The following is a 14,171-nucleotide window of genomic DNA, read 5'->3' as shown; positions in this document are numbered from 1 at the left end:
CTTACAAATTTATTGGGTTAGTATAATTACCAATCCCGTAATCACAATATTAGCGATTGCTAATGGAATCAACATTTTCCATCCTAAGTTCATTAACTGGTCGTAACGGAAACGTGGAATCGTCCAACGTACCCACATATAGAAGAAGATGAAGAAACAGATTTTAGCAAATAAAGCAATGATTCCTAGGATGTTTGCCACATTTACGCCCCAGTTCTCAACAGCCCATTGAAACCCTGGGTAGTTGTAAGCTCCGAAGTATAAAATAGATAGAATTGCGGAGGAAATAAACATCGCCGCATATTCCCCGAACAAATAGAATCCCATTTTCATCGAAGAATATTCCGTGTGGTGTCCACCGATTAGCTCTGCCTCACATTCTGCTAAGTCAAACGGTGTTCTGTTGGTTTCCGCAAAAGAACATACTAAGAAGATTAGGAAACTTACCGGGTGTTTAAACACGTTCCAAGTAAACCAACCGTCGTTCCAAAAACCAGATTGTTGCGCTGCGATTTCACGTACACTCAAGGTTCCGGTTGCCATAATTAAAGCGATAATAGCCAATCCCATTGCTACTTCGTAAGAAATCATCTGGGAAGACGCACGCATGGCACTCATTAATGAGAATTTATTGTTAGAAGCCCAACCTCCGATCATAATTCCGTAAACTCCCACGGACAGTACCGCGAAGATATACAACATCGCCACATCGATATCAGTAGCCTGAAGGATTACGGTTCTACCACCGATTTCCAGTTTGTCACCCCAAGGAATAACGGCACTGGTCATCAAAGCCATCGACATGGAAATCGCCGGACCTAAAACGAACAAGAACGTGTTTTGGGTACTTGGCATGAATTCTTCTTTAGCGAAAAGTTTCAAACCATCGGCCAAAGGTTGTAAGATTCCTCCTTTACCCGCGCGGTTCGGACCGATACGGTCTTGTAACCATGCAGCAATTTTACGTTCTGCAAGGGTAGAATACATCGCCATAAACATCGTCACGGCGAAAATAGCTAGGATAAAAATTCCTTTTTCTATGATAATTGCACTGTCCATTTCTTATGAATTTGAATTACCATTAGTGTTTTCAGGAACTTCGATCATACTGATGCGTTTCTGATCCTGATCGCGTCCTTCCAAAATGTGTTTTTCGGTTTTGATTTCCACTTTTGGAGCGTGAAGCGCATAATTATTTCGGTTGATCACCGAGAACTTCTCGAATTTACGAGGTCCTTCGATTACCCAATCGTTCACTTCTTTTTTGTCGAAACGACAAGTGTTACAGATGAATTCTTCCACTTCATGGTACTCATCTTTACGGGCCGTTACACGCTGAATTTCGTTTCCAAACATCCAAACGGTAGTTTTTCCACAACATTTATCACAATTTCTGTGTGCGTTGTACGGTTTGTTGAACCAAACTCTTGATTTGAAACGGAAGGTTTTATCGGTTAAAGCTCCAACCGGACATACGTCGATCATGTTTCCGGAAAACTCGTTGTCAATCGCTTTGGATAAACAAGTCGAAATCTGTGCATGATCTCCACGGCTGATTACTCCGTGTACGCGTCCGTCGGTTAATTGGTCCGCTGTCAGTACACAACGCTGGCACAAAATGCAACGGTTCATGTGTAATTGAATGTTTGGACCGATATCTTCCGGTTCGAAGGTTCTTTTTTCTTCGATGAAACGCGTTTCGGATTTTCCGTGCTGGAAACTCAAGTTTTGTAAATCACATTCTCCGGCCTGATCACATACCGGGCAATCCAGCGGGTGGTTGATTAACAAAAACTCGGTAACCGATTTTCTTGCTTCTTCCACACGGGCAGAATTTTTACTGTTCACTTCCATACCGTCCATTACACCGGTAACACACGAGGCTACCAATTTAGGCATAGGAGTAGGGTTGGCGTCACTACCTTTCGATACTTCCACCAGACAACAACGACATTTTCCGCCACTTCCTTGTAATTTGGAGTAGTAGCACATCGCCGGCGGTACGGACTCGCCTCCAATCATTCGCGCAGCCTGCAGGATGGTGGTCCCCGGTTCTACGTGTATTTCCTGACCGTCTATTGTTACTTTCATATTGCTTTTGTTTAAAGCGAAAAACTTACTTTTTCAACTTTCGACTTGGGTTATACTATGGTTTTTCCAACTAAGTGACGAACTTTTTCAAAAGGCTCGTTTACAAAGTGGTCTCTGTTTTTTACTTTTTCAGGGAAACGAACGTGGTATTCAAATTCTTCTCTGAAGTGACGGATCGCCGCCGCAACAGGCCAAGAAGCAGCATCTCCTAATGGGCAAATCGTGTTTCCTTCGATTTTGCTCTGAATGCTCCACAACAGTTCGATATCTTCCTCACGACCGTGACCGTTTTCGATACGGTGTAAGATTTTCTCCAACCAACCAGTTCCTTCACGACATGGGGTACATTGCCCACATGATTCGTGGTGGTAGAAACGGGAGAAATTCCAAGTGTTGCGAACGATACAAGTGGTGTCGTTGTACACGATGAATCCTCCGGAACCTAACATGGAACCTGTAGCGAAACCTCCATCGGATAGTGACTCGTAGGTCATCAAACGGTCTTCACCGTTAGCGGTTTTGAATATTAAATTAGCAGGAAGAATTGGCACCGAAGAACCACCCGGCACTAAAGCCTTTAACGGTCTGTCGTTTAACATTCCTCCTAAATATTCGTCGGAATTCATGAACTCGTCTACGGATAATCCTAATTCGATTTCATAAACCCCCGGATTTTTAATGTGTCCTGATGCTGAAATCAGTTTTGTACCGGTTGAACGACCAACACCGATTTTCGCGTATTCTTCTCCGGAATTCATCACAATCCATGGCACTGCAGAAATGGATTCTACGTTGTTTACCACGGTAGGATTTGACCACAATCCGCTAACAGCAGGGAAGGGTGGTTTGATTCTCGGATTTCCTCTTTTTCCTTCCAACGATTCGATTAATGCCGTTTCTTCACCGCAGATGTAAGCACCCGCGCCACAATGAACGTGCAAGTCCAGGTCGAATCCGCTTCCTAGGATGTTTTTGCCTAACCATCCGGCTGCATAGGCTTCTTTGATGGCTCTTTCCAGAATTTTATAAACCCACATGTATTCGCCACGAATGTAGATGTACGACAGGTTCGCGCCTAAAGCATAACTTGAAGTAATCATTCCTTCGATTAGCAAGTGGGGGATGTATTCCATTAGGTAACGGTCCTTGAAGGTTCCCGGTTCGGATTCGTCGGCGTTACAAACAAGGTGTCTTGGTTTTCCTGATTTTTTATCGATGAAACTCCACTTCAATCCCATTGGGAATCCTGCACCACCACGTCCGCGAAGTCCTGAAGTTTTTACTTCCTCGGTTACTTCATCCGGCGTCATCGCTTTTAATGCTTTTTCCACAGAAGCATACCCTCCGTTTTGGCGGTATACTTCATAGGTTTTGATACCCGGAATGTTTATCTTATCTAATAATATCTTTCTTCCCATGGTATTATTTATCGTGTAACGTTACTTTACCGGCTCTGCAGTCGGCGATTAACTGATCTACTTTTTCCTGGTTTAAATTCTCGTGGTAGAAATCCCCGATTTGCATCATTGGAGCATAACCACAAGCGCCTAAACATTCCACGCCTACCACGGTAAACATGCCATCAACGGTAGTTTCTCCTTCTTTGATGCCCAATTTACTGCAAGTGTAGTCCATTAAATCTTCCACACCGCGTGTTGCACAACAAGAGGTTCTGCAAAACTCGAACATGTATTTCCCAATCGGTTTTTGATTGAACATGGTATAAAAGGAAACCACTTCGTATACTTCAATCGGTTGAATGTTTAGGATTTCGGCTACTTTGTCTTGTAGTTCGTAGCTCAACCAGTTATCGTGAGCATCCTGAACTTCATGCAGTACTGGTAATAAAGCCGATTTTCTTTTGTCTTCCGGATAGTGGCTGATCAGTTCGTTGATACGCACCATCAATTCGGGAGTGATGTTGATATCCTGTTTGTAGATATATTTTTCCATAATCATTAAGCGTCTAATTCTCCGGCAATTACGTTCAAACTTGATAAGGTTGCAATGGCATCGGATAGCATTTGTCCTCTAACCATATCGTTAAATGCCTGATAATATATAAAACAAGGTCTTCTGAAATGTAATCTGTATGGGGTACGGCTTCCGTCGGTAATCAAATAGAAACCTAATTCTCCGTTACCGCCTTCTACTGCATGGTATACTTCGGTTAACGGCACCGGAACTTCGCCCATTACGATTTTAAAGTGCCAGATTAAAGATTCCATAGTGGAATACACGTCTTCTTTTGGAGGTAGGTAGTATTCCGGAACATCAGCGTGGAAAGTGCCTTCAGGCATCTTAGCCAAGGCTTGTTTGATGATGCTCAAACTTTCCCAAACCTCTGCATTACGCACACAGAAACGATCGTAAGTATCTCCGGATTGTCCAACCGGAATATTAAAGTCGAAATCTTCATAGGAAGAATACGGTTGCGCGATACGCACGTCGTAATCTATCCCGGCAGCACGCAGGTTAGGACCTGTAAAACCGTAGCTGATCGCTTTTTCTGCAGAAATCGGCCCCACGTTAATGGTACGATCCATAAAGATTCGGTTTCTAGTCAACAGGTTTTCGAATTGTTCCCAGATAGGAGGGAATTCTTCTAAGAATTTGTCCAATTTTTCCCAAACTGCAGGGCTCCAGTCTCTTTCGAAACCTCCGATACGTCCCATGTTGGTCGTTAAACGCGCGCCACAGATTTCCTCGTAAATCTCATAGATTTTTTCGCGGAACTGGAACACGTACAAGAAGCCGGTTAAGGCTCCCGTATCTACTCCTAATACAGAGTTACAGATGATATGGTCTGCGATACGCGCCAATTCCATCACGATCACTCGCATGTATTGTACACGTTTCGGAACTTCAATGCCTAAGGCTTTTTCCAAAGTCATCCACCAGCACATATTGTTGATCGGAGCCGAACAATAGTTCATACGGTCAGTCAATACTGTGATTTGGTAGAAAGGTCGGTTTTCGGCAATTTTTTCGAAAGCACGGTGAATGTATCCAACGGTTCCTTCTCCATCAACAATACGTTCTCCATCCATTAACAGGATGTTTTGGAAAATTCCGTGGGTAGCCGGGTGTGTCGGCCCAAGATTCAAAACCGAAAGTTCGCTTCCGTCTTCGTTTCTTCGATTCTCGATTTCTTTTGCAAATCGGGCTTCCGGCGTTAATAATAGATCTGACATTTGGGTTGTTATTTCAGGTTACTATTAGCAATTTTGTTTGGTTCTTCCGAAGAAACGATCGTCTTTGTCGGTTCTTCCGCCGTCTTCCAACGGGAATTCTTTTCGCATTGGGAACACGGTCATTTCGTCCATGTTTAAAATACGTTTTAACTGCGGATGTCCTTTGAAGATGATTCCGTAAAAGTCATAGGTTTCTCTTTCCTGCCAGTTGGCTCCCAAGAACAATGAAGTCACTGAATCGATTTCAGGATTGTCTCCGTTTAGATAACATTTGATACGAATACGCACATTGTCGATCCAATTGTGCATATGGTATACCACGGCAAATTGGCGGTCTTTGACGTAATCCGGGTAGTGGATACCGCAAACATCAGTTAGGAAGTTAAAACGCATCGTAGCATCGTCTCTTAAAAATTTCATGATTTCCAAGATGGAATCCGGTGCTACTTCAAAGGTTAAAATATCGTGGATTTGAACAAAATCGGAAACGTTTAATCCGAAGTTTTCAATCAGTTTGTTTTGTATTACTGAGGTTTCTAAGGCCATTTTACTTGATGTTATAAGAACCTAATAAGTCTTTGTATTCGTCGGAACTTCTTCTTCTTACCGATTCATTTTTTACAATTTCCTGTAATTTCATGATCCCGTCAAGGATTTGTTCCGGTCTTGGAGGGCAACCCGGTACGTAAACGTCAACCGGAATTACTTTGTCAATTCCCTGTAGTACAGAATAAGTATCGAAAACCCCTCCTGAAGAAGCGCAGGCACCAACAGCGATAACCCATTTAGGTTCTGACATTTGTTCGTACACCTGACGTAAAATCGGGGCCATTTTTTTAGCGATGGTTCCCATTACCAACAACATATCGGCCTGACGCGGAGAGAAACTCATACGCTCGGATCCAAAGCGTGCCACATCGTAGTGAGAGGCCATGGTTGCCATGAATTCAATTCCACAACAAGAAGTTGCGAATGGTAAAGGCCATAGTGAATTTGCTCTTGCCAATCCTACCACGTCGCTTAATTTGGTAGCAAAAAAACCTTCTCCGGCATATCCTTCCGGAGCGTCTACCATTGTATATTTAGATGAATCGCTCATTGTTTTAATTTTTTATTCCCATTCTAAACCACGCTTCTTGATAACGTAGTAAAAACCAATTACCAAAAGCGTCATGAAGATGCCCATTTTTGCCAATCCTTCCCAGCCCATTTCTTTGAAATTTACGGCCCAAGGATACATAAAAATCACCTCTACATCGAAAAGAACGAACAAGATGGCAACCAAGAAATACTTTACTGAGAACGGAATTCGGGCATTACCTACAGACTCAATTCCACACTCGAAGTTTTTGTCTTTGTTTGCCGAATGTCTTTTCGGTCCTAAAAGACCTGAAATTACTATTGTAGTACCTACAAACCCGGTTGCTAACAGCAACTGCATGATAATTGGAATGTAGTCGATTTGGTTCGTTTGCATGTTTAAAATCTCTTAAAAGAAAATTAATTCACAAATATACATTCCTAAAAGATATACACAATGTAATTTTTTAATGATTTTGACGTTAGATCACTTATAAATGTAAAACATATTTAGACTAATTACAAATAATTAACGTAGTGTTGTTAGTGTTTTTCTGAATTTTCTTAATAAAAAAACCGCTCCAAATTTTGGAGCGGCTAGACCTCTAGGTAATCAAAAAATAATATGTATTAGTCTTCGATAACAGCTACATCAGCAGCTACTTTACCTTTTCTTCCTTCTTCTTCAACGTAAGAAACACGAGTGCCTTCGCTTAAGCCTTCAGCTTTTAGACCTGTAGCGTGAACGAAAATGTCATTTCCTGTTTCATCGTCTGTAATGAACCCATATCCTTTGGATTCAATAAAAAATTTTACTTTGCCTGTGCGCATTCTGTAATAAAAAAATAATTAATAATATTCCAAAGATAAACTTTTTTTTAAAACAAACAAGTTTTTGATAAGAAATTTTCAAAAAAAATGTTTAAGTTTTGAAAAGTTTAAACGAAAGTTAATTATTTATTAATAAAATAAGAAAGCGACCCGAAAGTCGCTTTATGTTTAAGAATTTAAGTTCAGCTTTACTGATAGTTCATCGAGTTGTTTGGGATCGATAACTGCTGGGGCATCAATCATGACATCTCTGCCGGAATTGTTCTTTGGGAACGCGATGAAATCACGAATCGTTTCCTGACCTCCTAAAATCGCTACCAAACGATCCAGTCCAAAAGCAAGTCCTCCATGTGGCGGTGCGCCAAATTGGAACGCATCCATTAAGAAACCGAATTGGTTTTTGGCTTCTTCTTCGGTAAATCCTAAATATTTGAACATCAATTGTTGTGTTTCCTTGTCGTGAATACGAATAGATCCTCCTCCAATTTCGTTTCCGTTCAGTACCATATCGTAAGCATTGGCACGAACCGCTCCCGGGTTGGTTGGTAATAAATCAATATCCTCTGGTTTTGGAGAGGTGAACGGGTGGTGCATTGCGTGGTAACGACCGCTTTCTTCGTCAAACTCCAATAAAGGAAAATCTACTACCCATAATGGAGCAAATTCATCTGGTTTACGTAATCCTAAACGGGTTGCCAGTTCCATTCGAAGCGCGCTTAATTGAGCGCGGGTTTTGTTTGCCGCTCCGGACAATATAAAAATGATGTCCCCTTGTTTAGCGCCGGTAACTTCTGCCCATTTTTTCAAATCGTCCTGATCATAGAATTTATCTACTGAAGATTTTAAGCTTCCATCTGCTTCATATTTACAGTAAACCATTCCTGAAGCGCCAACTTGAGGTCGTTTTACCCAATCGATTAAGGCGTCGATTTCTTTTCTTGTATAGGATGCTCCTCCCGGAACAGCAATCCCGACAACTAATTCTGCGGAATTGAATACGCCGAAATCTTTATGTTGTGTCACGGTATTCAATTCACCGAATTCCATTCCAAAACGGATGTCCGGTTTGTCGTTACCGTAGGTTTTCATGGCATGGTCGTAGGTCATTCTTGGAAATTTATCTACTTCAATACCTTTTAATTCTTTTAATAAGTGTCTGGTCAATCCTTCGAATACATTTAAGATGTCTTCCTGCTCCACAAAGGCCATTTCACAGTCGATTTGTGTAAATTCAGGCTGACGGTCGGCACGTAAATCTTCATCGCGGAAACATTTCACAATTTGGAAGTATTTGTCCATTCCACCTACCATCAATAATTGTTTGAACGTTTGTGGTGATTGTGGTAAAGCGTAAAACTGCCCCGGATTCATACGTGAAGGAACGACGAAATCACGAGCCCCTTCCGGAGTCGACTTAATTAAATAAGGTGTTTCCACTTCACAAAAATCCTGAGCAGAAAGATAATTACGAACTTGCTGTGTCACTTTATGACGGAACAGCAAGCTGTTTTTTACCGGATTTCTACGGATGTCCAGATAGCGGTATTTCATACGGATGTCTTCCCCGCCATCAGTCTCGTCTTCGATGGTGAATGGTGGTGTAAGGGCTTCGTTCAATACTTTTAATTCAGAAACTAATATCTCAATGTCGCCGGTTGCCATGTTCGGGTTTTTTGACTCACGCTCGATTACGGTTCCTTTTACCTGAATAATGAATTCACGGCCTAGGGTTTTGGCCAATTCGAAAACGGTTTTATCAGTACGGCTTTCGTCGAAAATTAATTGGGTGATTCCGTAACGGTCGCGTAAATCTACCCAAATCATGAATCCTTTATCGCGTGATTTCTGTACCCATCCGGCAAGGGTAACTTCTGTATTGATGTGTGAAGCGTTTAAAGCTCCGCAGTTATGACTTCTGTACATTTTAAAAAAATTTGGAGCAAATTTAAGTTTTATTTTTTGAGTTTGAAACTTAGCAGGTTAATTATAAATGCAATTTTAAAATTGTAGGATTTTACTTGGTTGTGTTAAGTTTTATTCAATGTTACGAAATTGTTAAGTGAAAGTTTCGCAAATGTAAATTTAAGTTGTAACTTCGTTTGTATAATTGTTAACCTATTAAAAAACAACGCTATGAAAAAGAACTTAATTGCAGGATTGTTATTGTTTTCAGGAGTATTATTTGCCCAAAATATCGAACCTAAATATGAAATTGTCGGAAAGATGGTTAAAGCCACTTATTATTACGATAACGGTCAGGTTAAACAGGAAGGGTTCTACAAAGACGGAAAATTACACGGAAAATGGGTTGCTTTTAATGAAGACGGATCCAAACAATCTATAGGAGAATATACTGATGGAATGAAATCCGGAAAATGGTTTTTCTGGAATAACGCATCGTTAGCGGAAGTGGATTATGCTAAAAGCAAAGTTGCTGAAGTTAAAAAATGGTCTAAAGACGGGTTGGCAAATCGAAATTAATCACGGTCTGCTTTCGAGAAAAGATTAAATCGGTTTGTAGGATTAAAAACCACCGTTTTTAAAGAGGAATGGCTGTTACAGAATAGTGACAGCCATTCTTGTTTTAAAGTGGTTCCAATGCTAAGAATATAAAAAAACCGCCACATCACTGCAGCGGCTTTTCGAACAAATTAAAAATTAATCAATTACATTGTATGTGTAGGGGTAAAACCGTCTTCGCTTACTTCGTTGGCTACATAGTCTTCAGTCATTAAAGCACCATAATCTTTGGTTTCACCTTTTGTGAATTTGTGAACGAGTTTGTCCATGATGTCATAAATTACAGGTACAATCACCAAGGTCAGGAATAAAGAAGAAATCAATCCTCCAATAATTACCCAAGCCAAACCGTTTTTCCATTCTGCACCGGCTCCGGAAGCAAGCGCAATAGGTAACATACCAAACACCATCGCAATGGTCGTCATCAAAATTGGTCTTAAACGAGCGTGGTTCGCCTGAATTAAAGCCGTATGTACTGTTTCCCCTGCCGCTCTACGCTGATTGGTAAAGTCGACCAGCATGATCGCGTTTTTACACACCAATCCAATTAGCATAATAATCCCTAATATGGTAAAGATGTTTAGCGAGTTGTTGGTTAAACCAAGTGCCAATAAGGCTCCAATGAACGATAATGGTACTGCAAACAATACCACAAACGGGTGAACATAACTGTCGTATAAAGCTACCATTACCAGGTAAACCAAAATAATTGCTGCCAATAAGGCAAATCCTAAAGTACCAAAACCTTCTGTCTGGTTTTCCATATCACCGCCCCAAACGTAATTTACTCCGGTTGGTTTGCGCAGTTTTTCAAATTTCGATTGCCATTCCGCAGCTACAGTACCGGTAGGGCGACCAACGGTCTGTCCTTTAATAGTCACTGAGGCCGTTTTATCACGACGCTCCAATTGGCTTGGTCCCGATCCTTCTTTTACGGTAGCAAATTGCGATAATTTGATTTGTTCTCCCATGTTATTGACAAAAGTAAGGTTGCTTACATCGTCAATATTTTTACGGTTGAAATCGTTGTATTTTAAGTTGATGTCGTATTCGTATTCTCCCGCTCGGAATTTACTGTCGGTATTTCCACTGAAGGCGGTTTGCATGGTCATACCCACAGTTTGCAAGTTCAAACCAAGAGCGGCCATTTTATCACGGTCTACCTGAACGTTAATTTCCGGATTTCCGGTTTCTACCGATAATTTAATTTCGGAAGCCCCGGCAATTTTATACAGTTCTTTTTCAGCAGCTTTAGCAAATACCATCGCGCTGTCTAAAGTTGTTCCTGTTACTACTAAAGCTAAAGGCGCTTCTTCTGCCGTACCCATGATGCTCATACCCACGGTTTTGATTTTGGCACCTACTAATTCCTGTTGCAGTTTACGTTTGATTTTCGCGGCATACACATAAGAATCGTCTTCACGCTCGTTCTGATCTACCATTTTTACACGGATTTCCGATTTATAAGCGGTAGACTGAGAACCTGAAAACCCTTCCGAAGTTTGACCAACCGTTGTGATTAAATTGGTAACATCTTCTTGTTTTTTAAGAAATGCTTCTGCTTTTTGAGTCATGAAGTTCGTTTGTTCCAAGGAAGCGTCTTTCGGCATTTCAATCTGAACCAAGAACTCTCCGGCATCGGAACGGGCGAAGAATTCCCCACCTACATAACCTCCGGCAACCATATACAGAGATCCAAAGAACATGGCAACAACAACAGTTAAAGTGGTTTTTTTATGACCTAAAGCCCAAACCAAAATGTTACTTACCCAGTTGGTAAAACGGGTCAATTGTGCTTCGAAACCTAAAATGATTCTTCCAAAAAGATTTTTTCCTTCAATGTGCTCTAATTTTCCAAAACGGGAAGACAACCAAGGTACAATAGTAAACGATGACAATAAGGACAAAAGGGTCGAGATAACAACGGTTACACAGAATTGCGTAATGATGTTGGAAACCAGTCCGGTACTCATGGCAATCGGCAAGAACACCACTACAATTACTAGGGTAATCGAGGTTACCGTTCCACCAATTTCAGCTGTTGCATCGTAAGCGGCACGCACTCGGTTTTTACCCATTTCCATGTGCCTGTAGATGTTTTCGAGTACTACGATGGCATCGTCTACAAGAATACCTACCACAAGCGAAAGTCCTAACAAACTCATTAAATTCAAGGTGTAATCCATCACTACGAAACCGATAAAGGTTGCAATAAGTGAAGCCGGAATCGAAACCATTACAATTAACGAGTTACGCACACTGTGCAAGAAGAACAACATCACCAAAGCCACCAACAATACTGCAAGAATCAAGTCATGAATTACCGAATCTGCAGCTTGTAAAGTAAATACTGAACTGTCGTTGGCAATGTTTAATTGAAGGTCGTCTTTTGCGTAATCTTTTTTCAATTGCTCCAACAATACTTGAACGTGCTCACTTACTTCCACAGCATTCGCATCGGATTGTTTGATAATTTGTAAGATGATGGCGTTCTTTTGGTCTACACGGGCAATTTTTTCCGCGATTTTCTGAGCATCCTGTACATCGGCTACATCGCCTAAACGCACTTGAGAACCGTTGGCGCTGGCAATTACCAGATTTCTTAATTCGTCAACCGTTTTGTATTTTCCGGCTAAACGGATCAAGATTTTTTGTTCACGGGTTTGAATGTTTCCGGTTGGGAAATCCAAATTGGAAGCCAAAACAGCCTGTTGTACTTGAGGAACCGATAGGCCAAAACCTTTCATTTTATCAGCATCCAGATTTACCTGAATTTCTCTTTCCGCACCACCTACTAAGTTGATTTGTGCCACACCGTTTACCCTTGAAAGAATCGGTTTGATTTTTTTGTCAATTAAATCGAAAAACTCCGCTTCGTCCATTTTGGCGTTTGCTCCGATGGTCATAATTGGTAAGTCACTCAAGGAGAATTTACTCAAGGAAGGCTGATCTACATCATCAGGTAAATCCCCTAAAACTGCGTTAACCTTACGTTGCGCATCATTCAGGGCAACATCTGCATCGGCATTACTGGTAAGCTGAATGGCCACCGTAGATAAACTCTCATAGGATTTCGATTCAATTTTTTTGATGTTTTCCATCGAGGAAATCGCGTCCTCAATTTTTTTGGTAACCGTATTTTCCACCTCACCCGGTGAAGCCCCCGGATACACCGTGGCGATACTGATTACGTTTTGTTCAAATTTCGGGATCAATTCGTATCCTAAAAGCCCGTAACTAAACAATCCTCCTAGGGTTAGTATCGTGAAGAGCACGACCACCAGCGACGGACGTTTAATGGATATTTCTGCTAATTTCATATATTAATAAGTTTATAAAGTTGAAAAGTTGCGGTTGAAAAATCAACTTCTCACTTATTTTAATACCGTTACTTTTGTTCCGTCGGTTAAGTTGATTTGTCCACTGGTAATTACGATTTCACCATTGGATAATCCGCCTAAAATTTCCACTTGTTCTCCAAAAATTCTACCTGCGGTTACTTTTTTAAGTTTAGCCGAACCGTCTTTTTCCACTACAAAAATTTCGTTTGCGCTTACACTTCCCACGAAAGCGGTTCTTGGTACAATCATAAGCGGCGTTTTATCGGTTGTGGTTGGAACGAAATTCGCGGTTCCGTACATTCCGGCTTTCAAGTCTCCTGATGCATTGTTGGCAATTTCAATTTCAACGGCAAAATTTAAGGCTGCATCCGCTTTTGGTGCTATGAAAGTGATTTTTCCGTTGAAGGATTTATCTGGGAATACATTAGAAGTCACTTTAGCCGGACTGCCCACTTTTAAACCACTTAATTGGTTTTCGGTTACCGTAACTTTCAGTTTTAGTTTGGAAACATCTACAATTTCGAACATTTGCGTTGGAGGCATTCCGGCTAAAATTGTTCCTACTTCGATGTATTTTTTGTTGATGATTCCACCAAATGGAGCTTTAATTCTGGTATCTCCCACATTAATGTTGGCCTGAGTAAGTCTTGATTTTGCATTAACCATATTGATTCGCGCCTGATCCAATTGCTGTTTGGTTACCCCGCCGGTTTTATAAGCGTTTTCAAAACGGTTGTAGTCGTTTAAGGCGTTTTGGTAATTGGCATTGGCGGTTTGTGCTTCCACATTAATTACATCACCACGCACTACTGCTAAAGTTTGTCCTTTGCTTACTCGGTCACCTTCTTTTACTAGAACACTGATTACTTTTCCAGATTTTTCTGCAGAGAAATTAAGTTCTTGAGCCGGTGCAAAGGTTCCGTTGGCTACAAAATCCTGATTTACGGCTTCAGTTTTTACCGTATCGGTTTTAACAACTACGGTCGCGTTATTTTCGGCAACCACTGCAGTTTTGGCTTCGTTGCTCGCTTTGTTTTTGCTTAATATGAATCCGATTAGACCTAAAGCGCCTAAAATGATTACTCCTGTGATTATTTTCTTGTTCATTGGTTGA

General features: G+C 41.1%; 13 protein-coding genes. 1 reads left to right on the top strand and 12 read right to left on the bottom strand.

Annotated features, from left to right (window positions below):
- Positions 1–9: 9 nt before the first annotated feature.
- From nuoH to aspS, 10 genes are all read right to left on the bottom strand, one after another.
- A complete protein-coding gene (gene nuoH, locus LZZ90_RS01425) occupies positions 10–1,059 on the bottom strand; it encodes an NADH-quinone oxidoreductase subunit NuoH (RefSeq protein ID WP_237788899.1) in 1,050 nt (349 codons plus the stop codon).
- A gap of 3 nt (positions 1,060–1,062) precedes the next feature.
- Entirely contained in the window at positions 1,063–2,091 is a 1,029-nt protein-coding gene (locus tag LZZ90_RS01420) for a 2Fe-2S iron-sulfur cluster-binding protein (protein ID WP_237788898.1), read from the bottom strand.
- 50 nt (positions 2,092–2,141) lie between these two features.
- Positions 2,142–3,509: an NADH-quinone oxidoreductase subunit NuoF gene (gene nuoF, locus LZZ90_RS01415; protein WP_237788897.1), complete on the bottom strand. Its 1,368-nt coding sequence runs from the start codon at positions 3,507–3,509 to the stop codon at positions 2,142–2,144.
- A 4-nt stretch (positions 3,510–3,513) separates the two neighbouring features.
- A complete protein-coding gene (gene nuoE / locus LZZ90_RS01410) occupies positions 3,514–4,044 on the bottom strand; it encodes an NAD(P)H-dependent oxidoreductase subunit E (protein ID WP_237788896.1) in 531 nt (176 codons plus the stop codon).
- Positions 4,045–4,049: 5 nt separating this feature from the next.
- Entirely contained in the window at positions 4,050–5,285 is a 1,236-nt protein-coding gene (locus LZZ90_RS01405; RefSeq protein WP_237788895.1) for an NADH-quinone oxidoreductase subunit D, read from the bottom strand.
- 24 nt (positions 5,286–5,309) lie between these two features.
- On the bottom strand, positions 5,310–5,831 hold the full coding sequence (locus LZZ90_RS01400; RefSeq protein WP_237788894.1) for an NADH-quinone oxidoreductase subunit C: 522 nt from the start codon (positions 5,829–5,831) through the stop codon (positions 5,310–5,312).
- 1 nt (position 5,832) lies between these two features.
- Positions 5,833–6,384 carry an NADH-quinone oxidoreductase subunit B gene (locus LZZ90_RS01395; RefSeq protein WP_237788893.1) on the bottom strand — a complete coding sequence of 184 codons (552 nt, stop codon included), beginning with the start codon at positions 6,382–6,384 and terminating at the stop codon, positions 5,833–5,835.
- A gap of 12 nt (positions 6,385–6,396) precedes the next feature.
- Positions 6,397–6,762, bottom strand: a complete 366-nt coding sequence (locus tag LZZ90_RS01390; RefSeq protein WP_237788892.1) for an NADH-quinone oxidoreductase subunit A — start codon at positions 6,760–6,762, stop codon at positions 6,397–6,399.
- Positions 6,763–6,995: 233 nt separating this feature from the next.
- Positions 6,996–7,196, bottom strand: a complete 201-nt coding sequence (locus tag LZZ90_RS01385) for a cold-shock protein (RefSeq protein ID WP_023569437.1) — start codon at positions 7,194–7,196, stop codon at positions 6,996–6,998.
- A gap of 168 nt (positions 7,197–7,364) precedes the next feature.
- A complete protein-coding gene (gene aspS / locus LZZ90_RS01380; protein ID WP_237788891.1) occupies positions 7,365–9,119 on the bottom strand; it encodes an aspartate--tRNA ligase in 1,755 nt (584 codons plus the stop codon).
- A gap of 210 nt (positions 9,120–9,329) precedes the next feature.
- On the opposite strand from aspS, the gene LZZ90_RS01375 reads away from it, so the two are divergent.
- Positions 9,330–9,677 carry a toxin-antitoxin system YwqK family antitoxin gene (locus LZZ90_RS01375; RefSeq protein WP_237788890.1) on the top strand — a complete coding sequence of 116 codons (348 nt, stop codon included), beginning with the start codon at positions 9,330–9,332 and terminating at the stop codon, positions 9,675–9,677.
- Positions 9,678–9,862: 185 nt separating this feature from the next.
- Here LZZ90_RS01375 and LZZ90_RS01370 read toward each other — a convergent pair whose 3' ends face one another.
- Complete coding sequence (locus LZZ90_RS01370) at positions 9,863–13,036, bottom strand: efflux RND transporter permease subunit (protein ID WP_237788889.1); 3,174 nt, start codon at positions 13,034–13,036, stop codon at positions 9,863–9,865.
- 54 nt (positions 13,037–13,090) lie between these two features.
- Positions 13,091–14,164: an efflux RND transporter periplasmic adaptor subunit gene (locus LZZ90_RS01365; RefSeq protein ID WP_237788888.1), complete on the bottom strand. Its 1,074-nt coding sequence runs from the start codon at positions 14,162–14,164 to the stop codon at positions 13,091–13,093.
- Between the last annotated feature and the right edge of the window lie 7 nt (positions 14,165–14,171).

Source organism: Flavobacterium sp. SM15, from assembly GCF_022012335.1.
In the GTDB taxonomy this organism is placed as follows: domain Bacteria; phylum Bacteroidota; class Bacteroidia; order Flavobacteriales; family Flavobacteriaceae; genus Flavobacterium.
This window is presented reverse-complemented; position numbering and strand designations above follow the sequence as displayed.

What these genes read in the sequence shown, in the direction of transcription:
- nuoH (WP_237788899.1), bottom strand. Translation starts at nt 1,059, where the DNA reads ATGGACAGTGCAATTATCATAGAAAAAGGAATTTTTATCCTAGCTATT.
- LZZ90_RS01420 (WP_237788898.1), bottom strand. Translation starts at nt 2,091, where the DNA reads ATGAAAGTAACAATAGACGGTCAGGAAATACACGTAGAACCGGGGACC.
- nuoF (WP_237788897.1), bottom strand. Translation starts at nt 3,509, where the DNA reads ATGGGAAGAAAGATATTATTAGATAAGATAAACATTCCGGGTATCAAA.
- nuoE (WP_237788896.1), bottom strand. Translation starts at nt 4,044, where the DNA reads ATGGAAAAATATATCTACAAACAGGATATCAACATCACTCCCGAATTG.
- LZZ90_RS01405 (WP_237788895.1), bottom strand. Translation starts at nt 5,285, where the DNA reads ATGTCAGATCTATTATTAACGCCGGAAGCCCGATTTGCAAAAGAAATC.
- LZZ90_RS01400 (WP_237788894.1), bottom strand. Translation starts at nt 5,831, where the DNA reads ATGGCCTTAGAAACCTCAGTAATACAAAACAAACTGATTGAAAACTTC.
- LZZ90_RS01395 (WP_237788893.1), bottom strand. Translation starts at nt 6,384, where the DNA reads ATGAGCGATTCATCTAAATATACAATGGTAGACGCTCCGGAAGGATAT.
- LZZ90_RS01390 (WP_237788892.1), bottom strand. Translation starts at nt 6,762, where the DNA reads ATGCAAACGAACCAAATCGACTACATTCCAATTATCATGCAGTTGCTG.
- LZZ90_RS01385 (WP_023569437.1), bottom strand. Translation starts at nt 7,196, where the DNA reads ATGCGCACAGGCAAAGTAAAATTTTTTATTGAATCCAAAGGATATGGG.
- aspS (WP_237788891.1), bottom strand. Translation starts at nt 9,119, where the DNA reads ATGTACAGAAGTCATAACTGCGGAGCTTTAAACGCTTCACACATCAAT.
- LZZ90_RS01375 (WP_237788890.1), top strand. Translation starts at nt 9,330, where the DNA reads ATGAAAAAGAACTTAATTGCAGGATTGTTATTGTTTTCAGGAGTATTA.
- LZZ90_RS01370 (WP_237788889.1), bottom strand. Translation starts at nt 13,036, where the DNA reads ATGAAATTAGCAGAAATATCCATTAAACGTCCGTCGCTGGTGGTCGTG.
- LZZ90_RS01365 (WP_237788888.1), bottom strand. Translation starts at nt 14,164, where the DNA reads ATGAACAAGAAAATAATCACAGGAGTAATCATTTTAGGCGCTTTAGGT.